The following is a 20,209-nucleotide window of genomic DNA, read 5'->3' as shown; positions in this document are numbered from 1 at the left end:
AGAGGCAACAAATTTTAAATACATGAAAAAACTACTCATAGCAAGCACATCCACCGTTCATGGTAGCGAATACTTAGTCTATATTTTACCAACCTTAGCTGATTTTTTTAAAGAAGCGGGTACCATCTTATTTATTCCGTATGCACGACCAAGCGGAAAAACCTATGATGAGTATACTGCCATAGCTCGTGAAGCTTTTGCAACCATCGATAAAAAAGTGATTGGAATTCATGAGTATAAGAATCCGAAAGAAGCCATTGCGCAAGCTGAAGCTATTTTTACAGGAGGCGGAAATACCTTTGAATTGGTGCATCAGTTGTATAAAAACGAGATCCTTTCAGCTTTAACAACAGCAGTAGAAAGCGGAACGCCGTATATGGGTACCAGTGCAGGAAGTAATATTTGTGGGGTAACCATGATGAATACCAACGATATGCCTATCGTATATCCGCCGAGTTTTACAACCTTAGGGTTTATTCCGTTTAATATCAATGCGCATTATTTAGATCCGAATCCAGACTCTACCCACATGGGCGAAACCCGAGAAACACGTATTAAAGAATACCATGTGTTTAATGAAACTCCCGTATTAGGGCTGCGTGAAGGTAGTTGGCTTGAAGTGAATGGAGCTTCCATTGTGTTACGAGGCAACCACACCGCACGCTTATTTCAACAAAACAAAGATGCGGTAGAATTGGCAACAAATACAGAGATTAGCGAGTATTTTTAGGGTAAGAGGAGTACTGTTCTAACATTAGTTAAGGTAAACTATAAAACCTTATTATCTCAATACGATGAGTAATTCATGTTATTGAGATGTCTCATTACTCATACTTCGTTCTATCGACATGACAATATTTTGATTTTTAGTAAATTAAATTTGATGTTGTATCTCGAACTCACGTTAATTTAGGTACGAGGATAATTATTTTGGGTGGAGGCAGGTTAACACTAGATTTTTTGTCTTGTTTTATCCTGAGCGTAGCCGAAGGGTTAACATCAATAGAAAAAGAAAATAGCTTAGAAAAGAGTGTTCTATGTGAAATCTAAGTTGTTAAGAAAAATGTCAATGGTAAACAATGGGTCTAAATGCGAAATAAGAAGCCATAAATCGTATAACACCAAACTCACCACTAAAAACTCATCACTAAAAACTCATAATAACAAACGTTAAAATATTCTCAAAAAACGCGAAGCAGTTAAAAAAAACAGTATTTTAGTCTCGCTATAAGAAAAAGGAAGGTAAAAAGTAAATTGCTACTACGCTATTATTTCTCAATACTGCATTCATATCCTTTTTTTTAAAATTAGCATCAGTTTGCTTATACAGGGCTCACAGCGTTGTATCTCTTTATGTTTGAATAGGGGCTACCAGTAAACGTTATTGAAAAAGTAATTTAATTTAAAAATTGATATTATGAAGTATTATTTAACAGAAAACATGTTAACAGAAGAAAGCAATTATTCGGCACGCATATTAACCGAGCGTACGATTAATCAGGAAGAATTGATTGAGAAAATGCTACGAAAACGAAACTTAGTGAGTAAAACCGATATTGTAGCAGTATTGAATTCGTTTTATGAAGAGATTATAGAATCTATAGAAGAGGGTGATAACATCAACTTGCCTATCGTAAACATAAGCTATTCTATTACAGGAGTTTTTCAAACTGAAGAAGATAGTCTTAATCCTGATATTCACAAGCTACACGTAAATTTAAACAGCGGAAAATTAATTAATGAGATTAAAGAAGATATTCCGTTACAAAAAATAACAGCGCCTATTACCAGTACTGTAATTAACAACTGTAAAGATATTACAAGCCAAACAACCAATACGACTATTACTTCTAACGGATTGTTTGAGCTAAACGGACTTCGATTAAAGATAGAAGGCGACAAAGAAGAAATAGGCTTGTATTTTGTTGCAGCAGACGGTACCGAAACCAAGGTGCAATACTTAGCTCAGAATGGTTATAAAAAACTGATAGGGCAGGCGCCTAGCTTAGCAGCAGGTGCTTATAAAATTAGAATTAAAACACAGGCAACGTATACAGCAGGGGTGTATTTAAAAGAAGTACGTATCTCAGAATCATCATTTACAGTTACCGCTGTTTCGTAAGGTATGCTAAGTGCCTAAATAAAAGCTCATAGGGTAGTATCTATGAGCTTTTTTTATGGAGTGTCGACCCGAGTAGGCTCGGGTTGTCGTTATGATTAGGCTTGGAGTGTCGACCCGACTAGGCTCGGGTCGTTGACCCGATTAGGCTCGGGTTGCTGACCCGATTAGGCTCGGGTCGTTAACCCGATTCATTTTTGGGTGTTGCCAATAGTTAAAATGTATAAATTTAGTAATACCGTTAATCGTTGGGGCTTAGAAATTGTGAAAGGATGAAAAAATAGTTAAGATTTTGAAAGAAAGAAGTCTTGAGAATAAGCTGATAGGCAAAAAACAGAGCTTACTATTGAAGAGGTAGAGAAGTTGCGTGTTAGGAGAGGGAAGTAGTGTTTGCTGTTATCGAAAGGTTGTCAACAACAAGCCATTCATCATGCGAAAAGCTTGTTGTTTTTTAGTTATAAAACAGAAAGTGAACTTTAAATGCGCTTTGATTTCTGTTCGTTTACCTTATTTTATCTAAAATCATTTTCAATATTAGGTAAGCTTCTTTATATACGTTTTGAGCTCCTTTATTCGGTACCAATTCTCCGTGAAATAATACATTTCTTAATTGATACAAAATCTCGATTAATGCTTTAACAACATAGATTGCATAACAACTGTTTGTTGTGTCTCTTCTCAAAACATAAGAATCACATTGGTAATAATTAATTGGTGTTTCGTTTTTGTTTGTTTCAAGTAATGTTTCAACTTGTATTGGTTTAAGTTCTTGAAACATTATTCTAATTTGTTCCTTTTTTGTGTGGCTTAAACTCTGATAATCGGGAAATGATTGTAAATGAGTTATGTCGTATTCAGTATGTGTATAAACAAATATATTAGAGTTATCTGATTTTTCTTTACGATTATCTTCATTTCAGAAACCTGACCAAGAAATTGTCCGTCTGTGCGTTTCAAATAATACTTATCTCTACCAAATTCTCTATTATCTATTAAATCAATACTATTTTTTTCCTTTAGAGCATCTTCAAACCAAATTCTTCCATCTCGACCATCAATTTGGTTTTGTTGCAATTGATAGTATAAAGCCGATAAGTTACTTTTAAACTCTTGACCTAGTTGTGAATTAGATTCCATTAATGAGTTAATGCCTCTTCTAACTGTATTATTTTGAGATTTTATTGCAGATATTTTCTGTCTGTCAGAAGTTAAAGTTGAAAAAGTATCATTATACCAAGCATTAAAAGGAATCCAAGCTTTAATGAAATGACCTATATAATCAATATCAGATTGTTCAATCCACATTCTTATATTTTCTGTACTAGCCATTTGAATTAGATTGATTGTTAATATATGCTATTGCAACCTCTTCATTTTCCTCAATGGCAATTTCAACTGCTTTTTTAGCTACTTCTAATAAATACTCACTTTGTTTTTTTAGAGCAAAACTTTCTTCGATTAAGTTGGCAATTTGTTGTTGTTTATCAAAATCAATTATTGGAACTACAACATTTTCAATTTCTCCAACTCTCCAATGTAAAATGATAGAACCTCCAGCATCTCTTTCCGCTTGCATTTGTACAACTTTTGAATTTAAAGCCAGCGTTAAATATTCAGGCAATATTCTTTTTTCGTCTTTTATGTTTAAATGCAAAATTGCTCCAGAAGTAATTCCGTTATAATTTTGTCTCAAATGATAAGCAATACCAACGCTACCATCTTTTGAAAATAAAATTGTTCCTTTTTTAGGTTTTAAATCACTTATTTTATCTCGATTTTCTTTAATAAATGAATCTGAAATAAACTTTTGAGGTTCTGACAAGCCATTTTTTGATAAATCGGCAACTCTCATAAACGGTAAACCCGATTCTGCATAATTTTTAGAACCTGGCTCTATAGACTTGTTAATATCTACTAGGTTTTGTAAAGTGTCATAAGATTTGTCTTTAACCTTATTGACTACTTGTTCATATTTTAATTGATAATATTCTGCATCCAATCTGCCACTTGTAGCAAAACTGTCTTTAAAACTTTTTACGTTTACTGGTTCTTTACTTGGTGTGAAGTCTTTTAAACCTATTTCTTGTAGTAATAGATTTTCAGCTTGGGAATAACATTGTTTAGAATTTTGCAAATTCTCAAAAGAATTGTACGTTAAATTCTCTATAAATTTATTTAAGACTTCGCTAAATCTAGGTATTCGTAATTGTCTAAATTTCGCAGGACTAAAGTTAACTTGATTACTTGCCATTGAGTATTTTTCAATTTCAATTCTCCCATATTTTGAATTTAGAAATGAAACAAGTGTACTAGAATTAATCATTTCATTTTTAGGTCGAATTTTAAAAAGATACGATGCATAAGCATATTCATAATCCTTTGGAACTAATGCACTTTTGCCTACATATCTAAAATTACCATTTGTACGACAAATCAAAACATCATTTTTCAATAGTTTTAATGATTGAAAAGTTTTTTCATCAATAATATCACAATACTTTGACGGTTTTGAAATGAATGAACTATCAAACTCATTTAAGCGAAGAATTGGATATCCGTCATTTTCTTCATTCAATTCTTTTGAAGTACCATATTGAACTAAATCAATAATCTCTTCCCCTGAAAATGGATTGATTAAATCAAATGATTTTGCTGTATAAAATTCTGATTCTAATCTGACAAGTTCAGTAGAATTTATTTTATCAAACATCACTTCCTTAATTTCAAGCCCTTCTAACAACTCATTATATCTAGTTTCGTTAAAAGGGCTATTTACTTTCCCACAAAAGACAGTTTTTCTTTTTTAGCAAATTCTAAAAAGGCTTCTGCAATTCCGTCTTGTGTTAAATTGTCGTGGTTAAATAAATCGTGTTTTACAATTAAGTGTCCGTGAGTGTCTAATAAAAACTCGTCTAAATTTTCTGGTGTTTCGTTGTAATGGTCTATGGGTTCAGCAACCCTATCATCATCTGCATCTTTGTGTACCGTTTTTGCATTCGGATAATCTTTTTTCTTTACAAAAATCTTTTCGCCACTATTGTCTTTGCTAGGTTCTTGTTGTGTAGCAAAGAAGATTGGGTAATCTTCTTTTTTAGGGCACAATGTATCGTCCCATTTTTGCACAAATAATACAGAGGTTTTAGTACCCGTATGCGGTTTAAATACGTTACCGTGTAAACCAACAACTGCTAAAATTCTACATTTTTCGGCAATATAATCGCGTATAGCTTTATCACTACTATTGTTAAATCTACCTTGTGGTAACACCACAGCCATTCTACCGCCTGGTTTCAAGAAGTCTAAATTACGCTCAATGAATAAAATATCTCTTCCAACTTTGGTTTGGTATTTTCCGTTTGGTTTTTTACCGAGTTCGTATTTTGCTAAAATTCTACTTTCTTTAATATCACCTGCAAAAGGTGGGTTTGCCATTAAAACATCAAAGTCAAAATCTCTATTGCTGTTTTTGGTAGTTCTTAACTTTCTTAGTTTTTTCCAACCTTCGTAATAGGTATCTTGCCATTGCTCGTCTTCGGTTTTTTCATCCCAACGTTCGTAATCTAAGGTGTTTAAGTGTAAAACGTTTGTTTGTCCATCACCCGCAATTAGGTTTAAGGTACGAGCCACACGAACTGCTTTTTCGTCAAAGTCGATAGCAAAAACATTATTTTGTACATAGTCTGTACATTCTACTGGTTTTTCTTCTGCTGTAAACAAATGGCTTTTTGGTATTCCTTTTTCTTTTAAAATTTGCTCCCACACATGGAATATAGAGTGTACAGGGAAACCACAACTACCAGCTGCTGTATCCATAACAGTTTCATGTACTTGTGGGTTCATCATTTTTACACACATATCAATTACATAACGTGGTGTAAAATATTGTCCTTTTTCACCTTTACTACTTTTACCAATTAAATATTCAAAAGCTTCATCTACTACATCTAGGTTTGAATTGAAGAGTTTTACGTCTTGTAAAGAAGAAACACATACTGATAGGTGAGAAGGTGTAAGCATTATTTTGCTTTCCTGTGTAAAAACGCCTTCCCATTTGTTTTTAGCATTCTCAAAAATTTCCTGTACTTTTTCTTTTAGTTCGGTTTCAGTATCTCCGTAATTTCTAAAACGTAAATGACGAGATTTGTTTCTGCCACTTTCCATTTCGTCATACAGCTTGGTAAAAATAAGTTTAAACAATTCTTCAAAAACATCTACACCAGCGTTAGCCAAAACCTCATCTTCCATTTCCAAAATCAAATCTTTCAATGATTTTTTCTCGGTAACTAGTTTGTCTTTCTTTACCAAATCATCTATCGTCCAACGCTCGGTTAAAATGTCTGATAATTTCTCGGTTGCGGTTGGAATAGCAGATAAATCTTCAAAATAATTTGGGTCTTTTCTATGGTAAAACGAAATTGAATCTCCATTACTCCAAACCCCAATTGGTGCTCCAGTTGCGTTACAATAAGATTTTAGTTGTTCTTTTCCGTCCTTAAGTTTGGGTTTCTTTAATTCAACCATTATGTAGATTGAACGCGTATCTTGTTTGTCGAAAATAACAATGTCTGCACGTTTTTTTTCACGCCCAAAACTTACAGCATATTCTATCTCCATTCTATCAAAAGAATATCCATATTGCTCGTTTAAAACCATTAAATACAATTGTCTTACTACTTCTTCTGGTTTTAATTGAATGTCTTTTTCTTCTAACCAAGCAAGTAACATAAGGCACTTCTTTTCCACGGACTTCTTTTAAAAAAATAGTTTTTTCTAAAGTTTCAATTTGGTCTGTTGTGAACTGGGTTAGCTTATAATTACTGTCTCTTAATATTTCGGTTAGTTTCATTTATTTGATAATATCTTTGTATTTTATTAATTATTCTTTTGCTTTTACACTTAAGGTTTTTACAATCTTGTATAAGTATTCTAAACTTAACTATTTTTATTTTGAATGTAAGAGTGTGTTCTATTATAACTCTTTATCAGTGGTTTAGTTTTAATTAATCTACTTCTTTTTCAACCGATATACGTTGTAAATGCGACTTTTTTAAAACTAGCTAATATAACAAAAAACAACAATTAAATAGATGGGTAAAAGGCTCGTAATAGAGTATAAACAGAACATATAAATTATTCAGAACAAAAAAACTGCCCCTAAGAGCAGCCTTTTATATAGTATATGTTACGTGTATTGTATTAACACCCTTCTTCTCTACGCTCACAAGCCAATAAGGTGTTTTTTAAGAGCATGGCAATGGTCATAGGCCCCACACCGCCCGGTACAGGGGTAATGTGCGATGCCTTTGCGGCTACCTCGTTAAAAGCAACGTCTCCTACCAATCGAAAACCGTTTTTTCTAGAAGCATCGGCAACTCTGGTAATTCCTACATCAATAACCACTACGTCGTCTTTTACCATATCGGCTTTTAAAAACTCAGGAATACCAATGGCAGCAACGATAATATCGGCTTTTTTGGTAACCTCTTGTAGGTTTTTGGTTCTGCTATGGGTTAAGGTAACGGTGGCATTTCCTACCTTTCTTTTTTGTGATAGTAAAATGCTCATCGGACTTCCTACAATATGGCTACGACCAATAATCACTACATTTTTGCCCGAAGTTTCAACCTTATAGCGTTCTAACAATTCTAAAATACCAAAAGGAGTGGCAGAGATAAATGTAGGCAAGTTCAACGTCATTTTTCCCACATTCATCGGGTGAAAACCATCGACGTCTTTATCGGGATCAACTGCCATGAGTACCTTTTGTTCGTCAATATGGTCGGGTAGGGGTAATTGTACGATAAATCCGTCTATATCATTATCAACATTCAAGATGGCAATTTCATTTAACAATTCTTCTTCGGTAGTGTCTTCTGGAAGGCGAATTAAGGTAGATTCAAACCCTACACGTTCGCAGGCTTTTACTTTGGCATTTACATAAGTTAAACTGGCACCGTCGCTACCCACAATAACAGCTGCCAAATGTGGTACCTTTTTATCGTTTGCTTTCAATGCTGCTACTTCTAAAGCAATTTCTTCTTTAATATCTGCTGATGTTTTTTTGCCGTCTAGTAAAATCATAATCGTGTCAAATTTTCAGTATACAGAGTACAGTACACAGTCGTCCTCATTGCACAGTACACAGTATTTGGTGTTGTAATTGTTTGTAATATTCCAAATCTATCAGGATTGTTCATCATGTACTTGATTAATTTCCCAACGTATTCGCTTTTGTATTCTAGTCTTTTTTCTTTTCAAAATCAATATAGTTGCATGCTAAAGCAAATGTTAACCAAAATGGTGTTTCAGCGTTTTTATCTGCGTCAGAGAGTTTACTTTTAAAATGGTTTGGGTATTGTCTCTTTCTGAAAGCCTCTGCGATTGGCAAACATACTGAACCTGCTTGAGTGAAAAATTTCCATGGCGAACTCAACTTCTTTTTTTATGCCCATACAGTTCTCAAACTCATAAATACAACTTACTGAATACTGTTTACTTTATCGGTGTAAACAAAACAAAAAAAGACAGGCAAAACACCCATCTTTTCTATATTATCTCATGCCTTTCATCATTTGCATCATTTTTCTTCCGCCACCGCCTTGCATCATCTTCATCATTTTGCTCATTTGGTCGAATTGCTTCATTAATTGGTTGACTTCTTGCACCGAAGTCCCCGAACCTTTGGCGATTCGTTTTTTACGACTTGCATTAATCACAGCAGGTGTTGTTCTTTCTTCAGGAGTCATCGAATGTATAATGGCTTCAATACCTTTAAAAGCATCGTCGTCAATATCTACATCTTTTAAAGCCTTACCAGCTCCTGGAATCATTCCTACCAAGTCTTTCATGCTCCCCATCTTTTTGATTTGATTGATTTGATTCAAGAAATCATCAAAACCAAACTGATTTTTGGCAATCTTCTTTTGTAGTTTTCTAGCCTCTTCTTCGTCGTATTGCTCTTGGGCACGCTCTACTAACGAAATCACGTCTCCCATTCCTAAAATACGATCTGCCATACGGTCTGGATGGAATACATCGATGGCATCCATTTTCTCACCCGTACCAATAAATTTGATAGGCTTGTCTACTACCGATTTAATCGATAATGCAGCACCCCCTCGTGTATCACCATCTAATTTGGTTAACACGACTCCGTCAAAATTCAAGATATCGTTAAAAGCCTTGGCAGTATTCACCGCATCTTGTCCTGTCATAGAGTCTACCACAAACAAGGTTTCTTGCGGATTCACAGCTTTGTGAATGTTGGCAATTTCGGTCATCATTTCTTCATCCACCGCCAAACGACCTGCGGTATCGATAATCACCACATTTTTACCGTTTGCTTTGGCATGCTTAATCGCATTTTGAGAAATTTCTACAGGGTTTTGATTGCCTTCTTCGGCATATACCTCAACCCCAATTTGTTCTCCAACAACACGCAACTGGTTGATTGCCGCAGGACGGTATACATCACATCCTACCAACAATACTTGTTTTGTTTTCTTGGTTTTAAGGTAGTTCGCCAGTTTACCAGAAAAAGTGGTTTTACCCGACCCTTGTAAACCCGACATTAAAATTACAGTTGGAGAACCGCCTAGGTTAATACCTACTGTATCTCCGCCCATTAATTCGGTTAATTCATCTTTAACCAATTTTACCATTAGCTGCCCAGGGTTTAACGTCGTTAATACGTCTTGTCCTAAAGCCTTCTCTTTAACAGATTTGGTAAACTCTTTTGCAATTTTAAAGTTAACATCGGCATCTAGCAAAGCTCTGCGGACTTCTTTCAAGGTTTCCGCAACGTTAACTTCAGTAATTTTTCCGTGTCCTTTCAGCGTATGTAACGCCTTATCTAACTTTTCGCTTAAATTATTAAACATGTATCGGCTTCATTTTTTAGAAGCACAAATTTAGGTATTAGTTGTTAGTTTTTAGCAATTTGTTCGTAGATTTTTTTAGCGAGAAGGTATAAATTTATATGATTTATTGTTGATATGAACATCCACCGTATCTTTCTTTAGTTTTTTAATAGATTTTTTATGCTTTAAATTCAACTGAAAAAAGAATAGATTGGTAGTGTCTTTTTTTAGGTTTTTTTGCCTATATATTTCTGGGGAATAGTAACTGTTAGTAGTTTTTGTACTGGGAATTTCTCCAAAGTTTTTAGAGGTTAAAGAAATGGTATACCCGTTTTTATTGATGGTTGAATCGGATAAAAATTCAATTTCTCCATACAAAAGATTAGTATATGATGTGGTATAGAAATGAATGTAGTGAACATTTATTTTTATGGAATCGTTTTGATACACAACTATATTGTTTTGGTCGTTGTGATTGACTAATTTATACGGATACGATTTTGCTGCCGGACAAGCATATAATAGGGTAGAGAGAAGTAAAATGAATGCTAATTTATAGAGCCGTATGATATGATTATAAATCATCTGTAAAATGGTTGCGTTTTTTTTCTTTGGAAAACTTTTCTGCATTGTATTGATTAGAAGCATTTTTAGGGATGGATAAAGATGTCCATTTTTCATTTTGAAGCATTTTTCCTAAGAAAACCAACTGACCGATATGGTAAGCGTAATGGCATAACTGTCTGTTGATAGCCTCTGTAACGGTATGTCCATGATTTCTAATGTACACGATTTTTTCTAAATCGGCTTCCGTAAGCGTGTCAATTGTAGCAAACAAACGGCTCCACCCTTGTTCCCAATACGCAACAACTTCTTCTTTGGTAGTAAAAGAATTGACAAATTCATCATCACGATTGCGCCAGTCTTTCTCGCCATCTTCAGAGAGGAAGTTCGTCCATCTAGAAAGCATATTTCCAGCAATGTGTTTGGTAATAATGGCAATAGAATTACTTTCCTCACCCGCTTGCCAAAAAAACTGTTCTTCATTCAGTTGCTTAAAGGTGTTGTCTCCTAAAGACTTATAGTATTTGAATTGTTTTTGTGCACTGGTTAGGTAAGAATTAATCATAAAGTGTGATTTTAAAAAGGCTTCAAGCTACAAAATTTACATCCATTATTTTTTAGGAATAAAGTCTAAAGCAACTCCGTTAATGCAATGGCGTTTGCCTGTAGTTTCTTGAGGGCCATCATCAAACGAATGCCCTAGATGTCCGCCACACGTAGCACATTTCAATTCGGTACGCGCATATCCGAGTTTATAATCGGTGTCTTGTGCTACATTACCCTCAATAGCCCTATCAAAAGAAGGCCAACCGCTGCCTGAATCGTATTTGTGTTGCGATTGGTATAACGGAGTTTTGCAAGCAGCACAAACATACACTCCCTTCTCTTTGTTGTAGTTTAAAGGACTTGAATTCGGACGTTCGGTACCCGCTTCTCTTAACACAAAATATTGCATAGGTGTTAGTAGCTCTTTCCACTCACTGTCGGTTTTGTTAATGGTATGTTTTTTCTTGCTTTGAGCGCAAGCAGACATACTTAATACGATGATTGAAATGAATAAAAAGGTAAATCTTCTCATGATTCTTGAATTATAAAGTCTACAATTTTGGAGGCTACTTTTGCATTGCGAAGAATTTTGGTATGTCCTAATCCTTCTGTAATTAAAAGCTTTCCATTTACTAAGTTTTGACGTATAGCAAGAGCACAACTTACAGCCACATCACCATCAGATGAATCGTGTACCACTAGTGTAGGTATTGATATGCTTTTGGCTTTGTAACTCGAAGCATGGGTGTCAATATCTCGTTGCCATTGTTTATCAAACAAACGTTTCATTTTATAAGCGATACGAGGTTTTACGTGTAAGTTTTTAGTAAAATTTAAGATGACATCTGATAGGGTATCGGCAGCCCCCACAGTAACCAATTTATTTACAGCAAAACCTTCTGGAATCGCATTGTATAAGCATACCCCTCCAAACGAATGTCCGATAGCAGCTTCAAACGGTCCGAATTGCTTGTTGAGTTCAGCGATAGTGGCTAAGAATTCAAGTAGGTGGGTAGTTTTACCAGAAGATTCACCATGTGCAGGTCCGTCAAACGAAATAACCATGTACCCCTTTTCTAATAATTTATCAGCAATCAAATAATGTTGTGTACTTCTTCCTGCCCAACCGTGTACCCACAATACTTTTTTAGGAGCATATCCATAAGAAAGTACTTTAATGTCTCTGGAAATAGCGGGTATGTGTAGTGTTGTTTTTTGTGCGCTCTCTAGCAGTACCCTCTCTCTTTTAGGAATGGTAAAGTTTACAGGTGTGGTAAAAATTTTAGCACCAAATTTTGCCGCCCAATTCGTAGATATAATTTGTAAAGCTTGTGCCGTAAAAATAATAGGCTTGGGGATGTTAAGAGTGGGAGTTGCTATTTTAGAATGCGTGAAATTCATGAATTAATTTTTACCATAAAGATAGAATTTGTAATTTTAAACACATAATCTATTAGAAAATTTGTGACAAAAAGAATAAATTAGGTGTCTTAATAAATATAACCATAAACATAAAATCTTAAAAACTATTTGATAATGAAAAAAATAATGACCTTGGCTTTTTTAGCTGTTTTTTTGGTAGACTGTAGTACAGTGCCAATAACTGGAAGAAAACGATTAAATTTTGTAGATGATGCTCAAATTTTACCTGCTAGTTTTGCACAGTACAAGGGTTTTTTAGAAGAGAATAAATTATCTACCAATACCGCAAAAGTGAATCAAGTGAAACGTGTTGGTAAGAACATTTCTGCCGCTGTAGATCGCTTTATGAGAGCTAACGGAATGAAAGCTGAAGCCGATGCTTACAGATGGGAATTTAATTTAGTAGAAGACGAAACCGTAAACGCTTGGTGTTTGCCAGGAGGAAAAGTAGTTTTCTATACAGGAATTTTACCCATTTGTGCGAATGAAGACGGAATTGCTTCTGTGATGGGGCACGAGGTAGCACATGCTTTTGCAAAACACGGACAAGAGCGTATGTCTACAGGACAGCTACAACAATTAGGAGGCATGGCAGTAGCATTGGGTACTCAAAATAGCAAAAATGCCGAAATGTGGAACATGGCGTACGGTTTAGGAACTCAAGTAGGAGTTATGCTACCGTTTAGCAGACAACACGAAACAGAGGCAGATAAATTAGGGTTGGTTTTTATGATTATGGCAGGATATAGAGGAGAAGAAGCAGCAGAAGTATGGGTACGAATGAGCCAACGAAATGGCGCTGGAGGAGCACCACCAGAATTTATGAGTACACACCCGTCGAATCAAACACGTATTCAAACATTACGAAATTTTTTACCTGAAGCAAAAAGATTGGCAGCCAAATTCAACACGCCCGCGAGTAAATAAGATTGATAAATTATAGTATATTGCAAACCGTTCATGTTATATGAGCGGTTTTTTTATTGCAATTGATATGTACAAAATAGGAGACAAGAAGTTAATAAACGGATGGGCATTTTACGATTGGGCAAACTCAGTATATTCATTAGTGATTAGTACCGCAGTTTTTCCGTTGTATTACAGCGGCGTAACAGAAGGTAAAATTGTACGCTTTTTAGGAATGGATTGGGAGCATCCAGATAGTTTGTACAGCTACGCGTTGTCGTTTTCATTTTTAGTGGTGGCTTTCATCTCACCCATTTTATCGGGTATTGCCGATTATACTGGAAGTAAGAAAAAATTTATGAAGTTTTTCTGTACGCTAGGAGCAGTATCGGTAATGAGTTTGTATTTTTTTGATGGAATAGATACGATATGGGTAGGAATTGTATTTACTATTTTAGCAAGTATCGGTTTTTGGGCGAGTTTGGTGTTTTACAACGCTTATTTACCCGAAGTAGCGCATCCAGAACAACAAGATAGAGCGAGTGCTAAAGGTTTTGTATACGGATATATAGGCTCTGTTATTTTATTGTTATTGAACTTAGCTATGATTATGTTTCCTGAAACTTTAGGAATTAGTGCAGGAATGGCGTCTAGAATCTCTTTCGTGATGGTAGGTTTATGGTGGTTAGGCTTTGCGCAAATAACGTTTAAAACGTTGCCTGGTAACATCTATAATAAAAAACCTGAAAAAGACTATATATGGAGAGGTTATAAGGAGTTAAAAATTGTAGCGAAAGAAATAGTAAATTATCCAACCTTAAAACGCTTTCTAATTGCTTTTTTCTTTTTAAGTATTGGGGTACAAACCATCATTTTAATGGCAGCTCTTTTTGGTTCTTCAGAATTAAAGTTAGAATCAACGAATATGATAATTACGATCTTATTGGTACAAATAGTAGCTATTTTGGGAGCTTCTTTATTTTCTAGGTTTTCAGATAGGTATGGAAACTTTACAGCGCTAAAAGTAACTATCGGAATATGGATGTTGGTGTGCTTTTGTGCTTTTTTATTAGATAAGTCTCAAGAACATGTCGCCATTTATTTTTATGGGTTAGGAGGTTTGTTAGGACTGGTACAAGGAGCGATTCAAACCCTAACACGTTCTACCTATTCTAAATTGTTGCCAGAAACCGAAGACCATGCGACCTATTTTAGTTTTTATGATGTTACTGAAAAAATAGCCATTGTTTTAGGTACGGCTGTATACGGAGTTTTATATGCGAAAACCGGCTCTATGCAATGGAGTGTGTTGTGTTTGGCTATTTTCTTTTTAATCTCGTTTCTTATTTTAAACACCCTTAAAAAGACAAAATACGTTGCATAACTAAAAAGGTGCGGGGACAGTAAAACTGACTTGCTCTTTGGTAGTAGGATGTACAAACGTAATTTTTTCAGCGTGTAAATACAATCTATCTGCTTTTGTTCCATATAAATCATCGCCAAGAATGGGAGTATTGAGTCCCAAATGATGTGCAGCGTGTACACGTAATTGATGTGTGCGTCCGGTTATAGGATACAAGTGTACTTTCGTTGTATGCTCTAAAACTTCTATGATTTCCCAAGTAGTGCATGCTCTTTTTCCGTATTGATAACAAACAAGCTGTTTAGGTCGGTCGTTTAGGTCTACTCTAATTGGTAACTCAATTGTTCCTTTTTTATCTTTTAAAACACCGTCTAATACTGCTACATAGCGTTTTTGTATGGTTTTATGAATAAATTGTGCTTGTAAGCTTTTATACGTTTCTTCATTTTTAGCTACGAGTAGGATTCCAGAAGTAGCCATATCTAAACGATGCACTATCAACGGACCTGTAGCATGTGGATATAATTTTTGAATACGACTATACACCGAGTCTTTTATTTCCTTTCCTGGCACTGATAGTAAGTCATTAGGCTTATTAATAACCAACAACTCTGCATCTTCATAAATAATTGTAAGTGCTTTTTCTTTCTTTAGTAGCGTATTTAACGGATTCTCATCAACATGCAATCCTTGAAGCATATATGTTAAAATAGGTTTGCATTTGCCTGTACATGCAGGGTAGTAATTTTGATGTTTTCTGATGGAAGTTTGCAAAGGTTTACCCCACCAAAATTCTGCCATACAAATAGGTTTTAGTTGGTGTTTGTAGGCGTATTGCAAGAGTTTAGGAGCACAACAATCACCCGCACCCGCAGGAATATTTTGGGATGTATCATTAAAAATAGCGAAGAGATTTTGAGAGTTTCCTCGATAGTTAAGAAAAACATACTTCTTGAATATTTCTTGTTGAACCCACGCTGAAAGGTCTGCACGTTGCTGTTTTAACTCCTCGATTTGACCTTGTTGTATATCGTATGCTTTTTTTAAAGGAACTATTTTATCGTTTAAATACACTTCATATTCACGTAGATAAAACTCTTCATTGATATTAAGCTGATTGTTTTGTTGCCCTACCTTTTTTCTAAGCTTTCTGCGTTGTTTGATTTTTGATTGCTCGTCGGTTAAAAGCTTTTCGTGCAGTTGCTGTGTTTCTTGATAGGCTTTTTTTGCTTCGATAAAAGCAGAAGGACTTTCTAGATATCCTATTTTACGAGTTAATTCATTGAGTTGCTTTTCTGTTTTGAGGTAAAATCCGTTGGCATCTAAAACATCATATACAGGCGGAACAAAATGTTGATGCTGTGTGCTATCGTCTAATTTTCCTGAAAAAGCAGCCAAATACCCTAACTTTTTATTTGACTCTTGTACCACTAAGACTCCAAACATTTTTCCGAGGGCATTTGCTTCTTCAGGATTTTTAATTCCGAAGTTGTGAGAAAAATCGGTTTGGGTGGTTAAATACTGTTGCAATTCTTTAGCAGCTATTTTAGCGAGTGGATGTGGCGAATAGTTATAAGGATAATCAAACTTATTTGGTAATTTGATGGTAGAAATATCCGAAGAAAAAGAAATAATTTTAGTCATCTCAGAAAAGTAAATTCTTGGCAATCGCTCTACGATTAAAAAAGAAAAGTGTTGCTTTCACAACACTTTAAACGATTACTCTTTATAAATTTTATCGTATAAGTCTTTATACATTTCTTTAATAATGTTTCGTTTCATTTTCATGGTAGGGGTGAGCTGACCTCCGTCGATAGACCATTCATCTTCGGTTAATTCAAACTTTTTAATCGTTTCCCATTTACCAAATTTGGTGTTGGCATAGTCCACTTCTTCTTGAATACGCTTTATTACCTTGGGGTTGCTTACCAAGTCTTTATTGGTACCCACTTTAATGTGATGTCTTTGCGCCCATTCGCGAACAAATTCGAAATTCAACTGAATAAAAGCAGCCGCCATTTTTTGTCCTTCTCCAATGACCATTGCTTGCTCTATAAAACGAGACTGTTTTAACTCACCTTCTAATAAGGGTGGAATGATATATTTACCCCCTGAGGTTTTAAACATTTCTTTGGTACGTCCTGTAATTTTTAAGAAGCCGTCTTCACAAATTTCTCCTTTATCTCCCGTATGAAAATAACCGCCTTTTAACACTTCTGCTGTTTTTTCGGGGTCTTTGTAGTACCCTTGCATTACATTGGGTCCTTTTACTAAAATCTCTCCATTGTCGGCTATTTTTACCTCAACGCCATCAATTAATTTTCCTACAGTACCTACTCTAAACCCTCCATTACGCATATCGTTTACGGATACTACAGGAGAGGTTTCTGTAAGTCCATAACCCTCCATAACTGGCATACCCGCGGCGGTAAATACTCTTGTTAAACGAGGTTGCAAAGCAGCCGAACCAGAGACCATGAGTTTTAACTCTCCACCTAACGCAGCTTGCCATTTCGAGAAAATAAGTTTACGAGCAATGCTTAGCTTTTTTTCATACCACCATCCGTTCGCTCCATAGGGTTCGTATTGCAAGCCTAATTCGATCGCCCAAAAGAACAACTTTCTTTTAATTCCTGTCAAATCAGCTCCTTTGGCATATATTTTATCATATATTTTTTCATACAACCTCGGTACGGCGGTCATAACATTGGGTTTTACTTCTTGAGCATTTTCACTCAATTTTTCGATAGACTCGGCAAAATAAATAGAAATACCACAGTATTGATATAAATACAAAATCATACGTTCAAAAATGTGGCAAACAGGTAAGAAACTTAAGCCTGTATCTTGACCGTTTTCTAACGGAACACGTTTTTTACTGCTGAGTACGTTTGAAACTACATTTTTATGACTTAGCATAACTCCTTTCGGACGTCCTGTGGTTCCTGAAGTATAAATTAAGGTAGCTAAATCGTCAGCTTTAATAGCAGCTTTACGTGCTTCAACTTCATGCTGATTGCTTTCATCTTTTCCTAACTCTAAAACATCTTTCCAGCTTTTTTCTCCTTGAATATCATCAAACGTAAAAACCTCTTTCAGTTTTGTATTCTTTTTTATTTGATTTAGTTTTTCTAAAATCGTTTCATCAGAAGCAAAACAATAGGTAGCTTCAGAGTGGTTTAAAATATATTCGTAATCTTCTTTAGAAATAGTTGGATAGATAGGAACATTTTGAGCTCCTGTTTGTAATATTCCAATATCACAAACATTCCATTCGGTTCTATTGTTAGTTGAAATTACAGCGATTTTATCGTTAGGCTGTATTCCTAATCGCAACAAACCTCTACTTATGGCATTGGCTTGTTTAATATATTCACTGGTTGAAATAGATTGCCATTTACCGTCTTTTTTTGTGGTAAATGCTTTGTCTAAATTATAGTTTTCTTGTTGATAATACGGAAAGTCAAAAAGGCGAGTAATTTCAATCGACATATGTTCAAATTTTTGGGCTTTGCAAAGTATGAAAAATACCCCGATTGCACAAGTTGAAGTTTACTGATTGTTTTATTGAGGATTATATATTTTTTGATACAGATGGTCGTATTTTTCTAAAATGATTTTTCGTCTCATTTTCAAGGTCGGTGTTAAATGACCTGAATCGGTAGTCCATTCATCTGCAGTGATTTCAAAACGTTTTAGTTGTTCCCACTTTCCGAATTTCTGATTGCAACAATCGATTTCTTGTTGAATTCGTTTGAGGAGTTTTTCGTCTGTAGTGATATCCGTTATTGTGTGGTGGTGTCTTGTTGCCCATTCTTTAACAAACTCAGAAGCAACTTGAATGAAAGCTGCAGGCATTTTTTCTCCTTCACCAATCACCATTACTTGCTCTATAAAGCGCGACTTTTTTAACTCACTTTCTAAGATAGCAGGAGCAATGTATTTACCCCCTGAGGTTTTAAAAATTTCTTTTTTTCTATCCGTTATTTTTAAAAAGCCTTCATTATCTAGTTCTCCAATATCTCCTGTATGGAAATAACCGTGTATGATTGATTCGTTCGTTTTTTCTGAATCTTTATAGTAGCCTAGCATTACATTAGCCCCTTTGACTAAGATTTCTCCATCATCTGCTATTTTTACACTTACGTTTTCGATCACTTTTCCAACCGTTCCTATTTTAAAACCGTTGTTTCGCATATCGGTAACCGAGATAGCTGGAGAGGTTTCTGTAAGTCCGTAGCCTTCAAAAACGGGGATTCCTGCTGCCGTAAATATTCTAATAAGTCTGGCTTGTGTAGGAGCGCTTCCTGCTAACATGAACTCCAATTCATCTCCTAAGGCTTCTTTCCATTTAGAAAAAATAAGTTTACGTGCTATAGAAAGTTTGAATTCGTACCACCAGCCGTTTGCTTTATATGGTTTGTATTGTTCGCCTAATTGTATTGCCCAGAAGAACAATCGTTTCTTGAACCCAACTAGATTACTTCCTTTATCTATAATTTTATCAAAAACTTTTTCTAACAATCGTGGTACAACTGCCATAAAATGAGGCTGAATCTCCCGTAAATTATCTCCAACTTTATCAATACTTTCAGCAAAATGAATTTCGAAGCCCATATATTGACAGTAATAAGAGGCTGCACGCTCAAAAATATGACAAATAGGAAGGTAACTGATGACTCTTTTTTGATTGCCCTGTAAATTAAGTCTTTTTCCAACAGCAAATACATTGCTAACGATGTTATGATGAGAGAGCATGACTCCTTTCGGTGTACCAGTGGTGCCTGAGGTATATATAATGGTAGCTAAGTCAGATGGTTTTACCGCTTTTTTGAATGTATCAACTTTAGCTTGAAGCGTTTTTTCATTACCAAGACGTAAAAAAGAGTTCCATCCGTAGTCTGTAGTTAACTCTTCAAAAGTGAATGCTTTTTTAAGTTGTGTCTGTTTTTGAATTTTGATTACTTTCTGATAGAGTTCATCATCAGAAACAAAACAATACATACTGTCTGAATGCTGTAAGATATAGGCGTAGTCTTTTTCTGAAAAAGTAGGATATAAGGGTACGTTTACTGCACCAATTTGCATCACACCAATATCTAGCAAATGCCATTTGGGTTGATTTACAGAAGTAATCACAGCTATTTTATCTCCTGGCGTTACACCAAGGTGTAGTAAGGCCTTACTTATCGTATTGGCATCTTCAATGTATTGTTGAGTAGAAATACTTTTCCATTCATGAATTTCTTTGGAAACCAAACAATTTTGTTGTGGATAATTTTCGAGTTGATGATATGGGAAATCAAAAAGGCGGGTAACTTTGGGAGATATATGCATGTAACTACTTTTGAATACGCATAAATCTATGAAAAAAATAGGATACAATCGTTGTGACTATGGATGCTAGTTGTCACAACGATTGTATCGTAG

17 protein-coding genes are annotated in these 20,209 nt (G+C 35.1%); 4 read left to right on the top strand and 13 right to left on the bottom strand.

Annotated features, from left to right (window positions below; genetic code table 11):
- The first annotated feature begins 22 nt into the window (after positions 1-22).
- Both pepE and P8625_RS05815 read left to right on the top strand, forming a co-directional pair.
- A complete protein-coding gene (gene pepE, locus P8625_RS05820) occupies positions 23-730 on the top strand; it encodes a dipeptidase PepE (protein WP_279652537.1) in 708 nt (235 codons plus the stop codon).
- Positions 731-1,417: 687 nt separating this feature from the next.
- Positions 1,418-2,122, top strand: a complete 705-nt coding sequence (locus P8625_RS05815; protein ID WP_279652536.1) for an HU family DNA-binding protein — start codon at positions 1,418-1,420, stop codon at positions 2,120-2,122.
- Positions 2,123-2,621: 499 nt separating this feature from the next.
- On the opposite strand, the gene P8625_RS05810 is transcribed toward P8625_RS05815, so the two are convergent.
- The 10 genes from P8625_RS05810 to P8625_RS05760 form a co-directional block, all read right to left on the bottom strand.
- Positions 2,622-2,897: a hypothetical protein gene (locus tag P8625_RS05810; RefSeq protein WP_279652535.1), complete on the bottom strand. Its 276-nt coding sequence runs from the start codon at positions 2,895-2,897 to the stop codon at positions 2,622-2,624.
- Between the two features lie 65 nt (positions 2,898-2,962).
- Positions 2,963-3,448: a hypothetical protein gene (locus tag P8625_RS05805; RefSeq protein WP_279652534.1), complete on the bottom strand. Its 486-nt coding sequence runs from the start codon at positions 3,446-3,448 to the stop codon at positions 2,963-2,965.
- Positions 3,441-4,859 carry a restriction endonuclease subunit S gene (locus tag P8625_RS05800; protein ID WP_279652533.1) on the bottom strand — a complete coding sequence of 473 codons (1,419 nt, stop codon included), beginning with the start codon at positions 4,857-4,859 and terminating at the stop codon, positions 3,441-3,443. Before P8625_RS05800 ends, P8625_RS05805 begins: the two co-directional genes overlap by 8 nt.
- A gap of 32 nt (positions 4,860-4,891) precedes the next feature.
- Complete coding sequence (locus P8625_RS05795; RefSeq protein WP_279652532.1) at positions 4,892-6,844, bottom strand: N-6 DNA methylase; 1,953 nt, start codon at positions 6,842-6,844, stop codon at positions 4,892-4,894.
- A 471-nt stretch (positions 6,845-7,315) separates the two neighbouring features.
- Positions 7,316-8,200 carry a bifunctional methylenetetrahydrofolate dehydrogenase/methenyltetrahydrofolate cyclohydrolase FolD gene (gene folD, locus P8625_RS05790; RefSeq protein WP_279652531.1) on the bottom strand — a complete coding sequence of 295 codons (885 nt, stop codon included), beginning with the start codon at positions 8,198-8,200 and terminating at the stop codon, positions 7,316-7,318.
- Between the two features lie 470 nt (positions 8,201-8,670).
- On the bottom strand, positions 8,671-9,999 hold the full coding sequence (gene ffh, locus P8625_RS05780) for a signal recognition particle protein (RefSeq protein ID WP_279652530.1): 1,329 nt from the start codon (positions 9,997-9,999) through the stop codon (positions 8,671-8,673).
- Positions 10,000-10,074: 75 nt separating this feature from the next.
- Positions 10,075-10,563, bottom strand: a complete 489-nt coding sequence (locus P8625_RS05775) for a hypothetical protein (protein WP_279652529.1) — start codon at positions 10,561-10,563, stop codon at positions 10,075-10,077.
- Positions 10,553-11,107, bottom strand: a complete 555-nt coding sequence (locus P8625_RS05770; RefSeq protein ID WP_279652528.1) for a DUF1572 family protein — start codon at positions 11,105-11,107, stop codon at positions 10,553-10,555. Before P8625_RS05770 ends, P8625_RS05775 begins: the two co-directional genes overlap by 11 nt.
- Before the next feature lie 45 nt (positions 11,108-11,152).
- Entirely contained in the window at positions 11,153-11,575 is a 423-nt protein-coding gene (gene msrB / locus P8625_RS05765) for a peptide-methionine (R)-S-oxide reductase MsrB (RefSeq protein ID WP_407704773.1), read from the bottom strand.
- A 41-nt stretch (positions 11,576-11,616) separates the two neighbouring features.
- Positions 11,617-12,489 (bottom strand): alpha/beta hydrolase, encoded by an 873-nt coding sequence (locus tag P8625_RS05760; RefSeq protein ID WP_279652526.1) that lies wholly within the window; start codon positions 12,487-12,489, stop codon positions 11,617-11,619.
- A gap of 135 nt (positions 12,490-12,624) precedes the next feature.
- Between P8625_RS05760 and P8625_RS05755 the strand changes: the two genes are divergently transcribed.
- Both P8625_RS05755 and P8625_RS05750 read left to right on the top strand, forming a co-directional pair.
- The gene (locus P8625_RS05755; RefSeq protein WP_279652525.1) at positions 12,625-13,437 is read left to right on the top strand and encodes a M48 family metallopeptidase; all 813 of its coding nucleotides are present in this window, start codon (positions 12,625-12,627) and stop codon (positions 13,435-13,437) included.
- Between the two features lie 67 nt (positions 13,438-13,504).
- Positions 13,505-14,800 carry an MFS transporter gene (locus P8625_RS05750; protein ID WP_279652916.1) on the top strand — a complete coding sequence of 432 codons (1,296 nt, stop codon included), beginning with the start codon at positions 13,505-13,507 and terminating at the stop codon, positions 14,798-14,800.
- On the opposite strand, the gene P8625_RS05745 is transcribed toward P8625_RS05750, so the two are convergent.
- From P8625_RS05745 to P8625_RS05735, 3 genes are all read right to left on the bottom strand, one after another.
- A complete protein-coding gene (locus P8625_RS05745) occupies positions 14,801-16,423 on the bottom strand; it encodes an RluA family pseudouridine synthase (protein WP_279652524.1) in 1,623 nt (540 codons plus the stop codon).
- Between the two features lie 75 nt (positions 16,424-16,498).
- Entirely contained in the window at positions 16,499-18,271 is a 1,773-nt protein-coding gene (locus tag P8625_RS05740; RefSeq protein WP_279652523.1) for an AMP-dependent synthetase/ligase, read from the bottom strand.
- Between the two features lie 72 nt (positions 18,272-18,343).
- Complete coding sequence (locus tag P8625_RS05735; RefSeq protein WP_279652522.1) at positions 18,344-20,116, bottom strand: AMP-dependent synthetase/ligase; 1,773 nt, start codon at positions 20,114-20,116, stop codon at positions 18,344-18,346.
- Between the last annotated feature and the right edge of the window lie 93 nt (positions 20,117-20,209).

The organism is Tenacibaculum tangerinum (assembly GCF_029853675.1).
GTDB classification, from domain to species: Bacteria; Bacteroidota; Bacteroidia; order Flavobacteriales; family Flavobacteriaceae; genus Polaribacter; species Polaribacter tangerinum_A.
Note: the sequence above shows the minus strand (reverse complement) of the source record. Positions and strands in the feature narration are given on the sequence as shown.

Bases quoted from the DNA above. Each gene is read 5' to 3' on its own strand.
- pepE (WP_279652537.1), top strand. From the start codon at position 23: ATGAAAAAACTACTCATAGCAAGCACATCCACCGTTCATGGTAGCGAA.
- P8625_RS05815 (WP_279652536.1), top strand. From the start codon at position 1,418: ATGAAGTATTATTTAACAGAAAACATGTTAACAGAAGAAAGCAATTAT.
- P8625_RS05810 (WP_279652535.1), bottom strand. From the start codon at position 2,897: ATGTTTCAAGAACTTAAACCAATACAAGTTGAAACATTACTTGAAACA.
- P8625_RS05805 (WP_279652534.1), bottom strand. From the start codon at position 3,448: ATGGCTAGTACAGAAAATATAAGAATGTGGATTGAACAATCTGATATT.
- P8625_RS05795 (WP_279652532.1), bottom strand. From the start codon at position 6,844: ATGTTACTTGCTTGGTTAGAAGAAAAAGACATTCAATTAAAACCAGAA.
- folD (WP_279652531.1), bottom strand. From the start codon at position 8,200: ATGATTTTACTAGACGGCAAAAAAACATCAGCAGATATTAAAGAAGAA.
- ffh (WP_279652530.1), bottom strand. From the start codon at position 9,999: ATGTTTAATAATTTAAGCGAAAAGTTAGATAAGGCGTTACATACGCTG.
- P8625_RS05775 (WP_279652529.1), bottom strand. From the start codon at position 10,563: ATGATTTATAATCATATCATACGGCTCTATAAATTAGCATTCATTTTA.
- P8625_RS05770 (WP_279652528.1), bottom strand. From the start codon at position 11,107: ATGATTAATTCTTACCTAACCAGTGCACAAAAACAATTCAAATACTAT.
- msrB (WP_407704773.1), bottom strand. From the start codon at position 11,575: ATGTCTGCTTGCGCTCAAAGCAAGAAAAAACATACCATTAACAAAACC.
- P8625_RS05760 (WP_279652526.1), bottom strand. From the start codon at position 12,489: ATGAATTTCACGCATTCTAAAATAGCAACTCCCACTCTTAACATCCCC.
- P8625_RS05755 (WP_279652525.1), top strand. From the start codon at position 12,625: ATGAAAAAAATAATGACCTTGGCTTTTTTAGCTGTTTTTTTGGTAGAC.
- P8625_RS05750 (WP_279652916.1), top strand. From the start codon at position 13,505: ATGTACAAAATAGGAGACAAGAAGTTAATAAACGGATGGGCATTTTAC.
- P8625_RS05745 (WP_279652524.1), bottom strand. From the start codon at position 16,423: ATGACTAAAATTATTTCTTTTTCTTCGGATATTTCTACCATCAAATTA.
- P8625_RS05740 (WP_279652523.1), bottom strand. From the start codon at position 18,271: ATGTCGATTGAAATTACTCGCCTTTTTGACTTTCCGTATTATCAACAA.
- P8625_RS05735 (WP_279652522.1), bottom strand. From the start codon at position 20,116: ATGCATATATCTCCCAAAGTTACCCGCCTTTTTGATTTCCCATATCAT.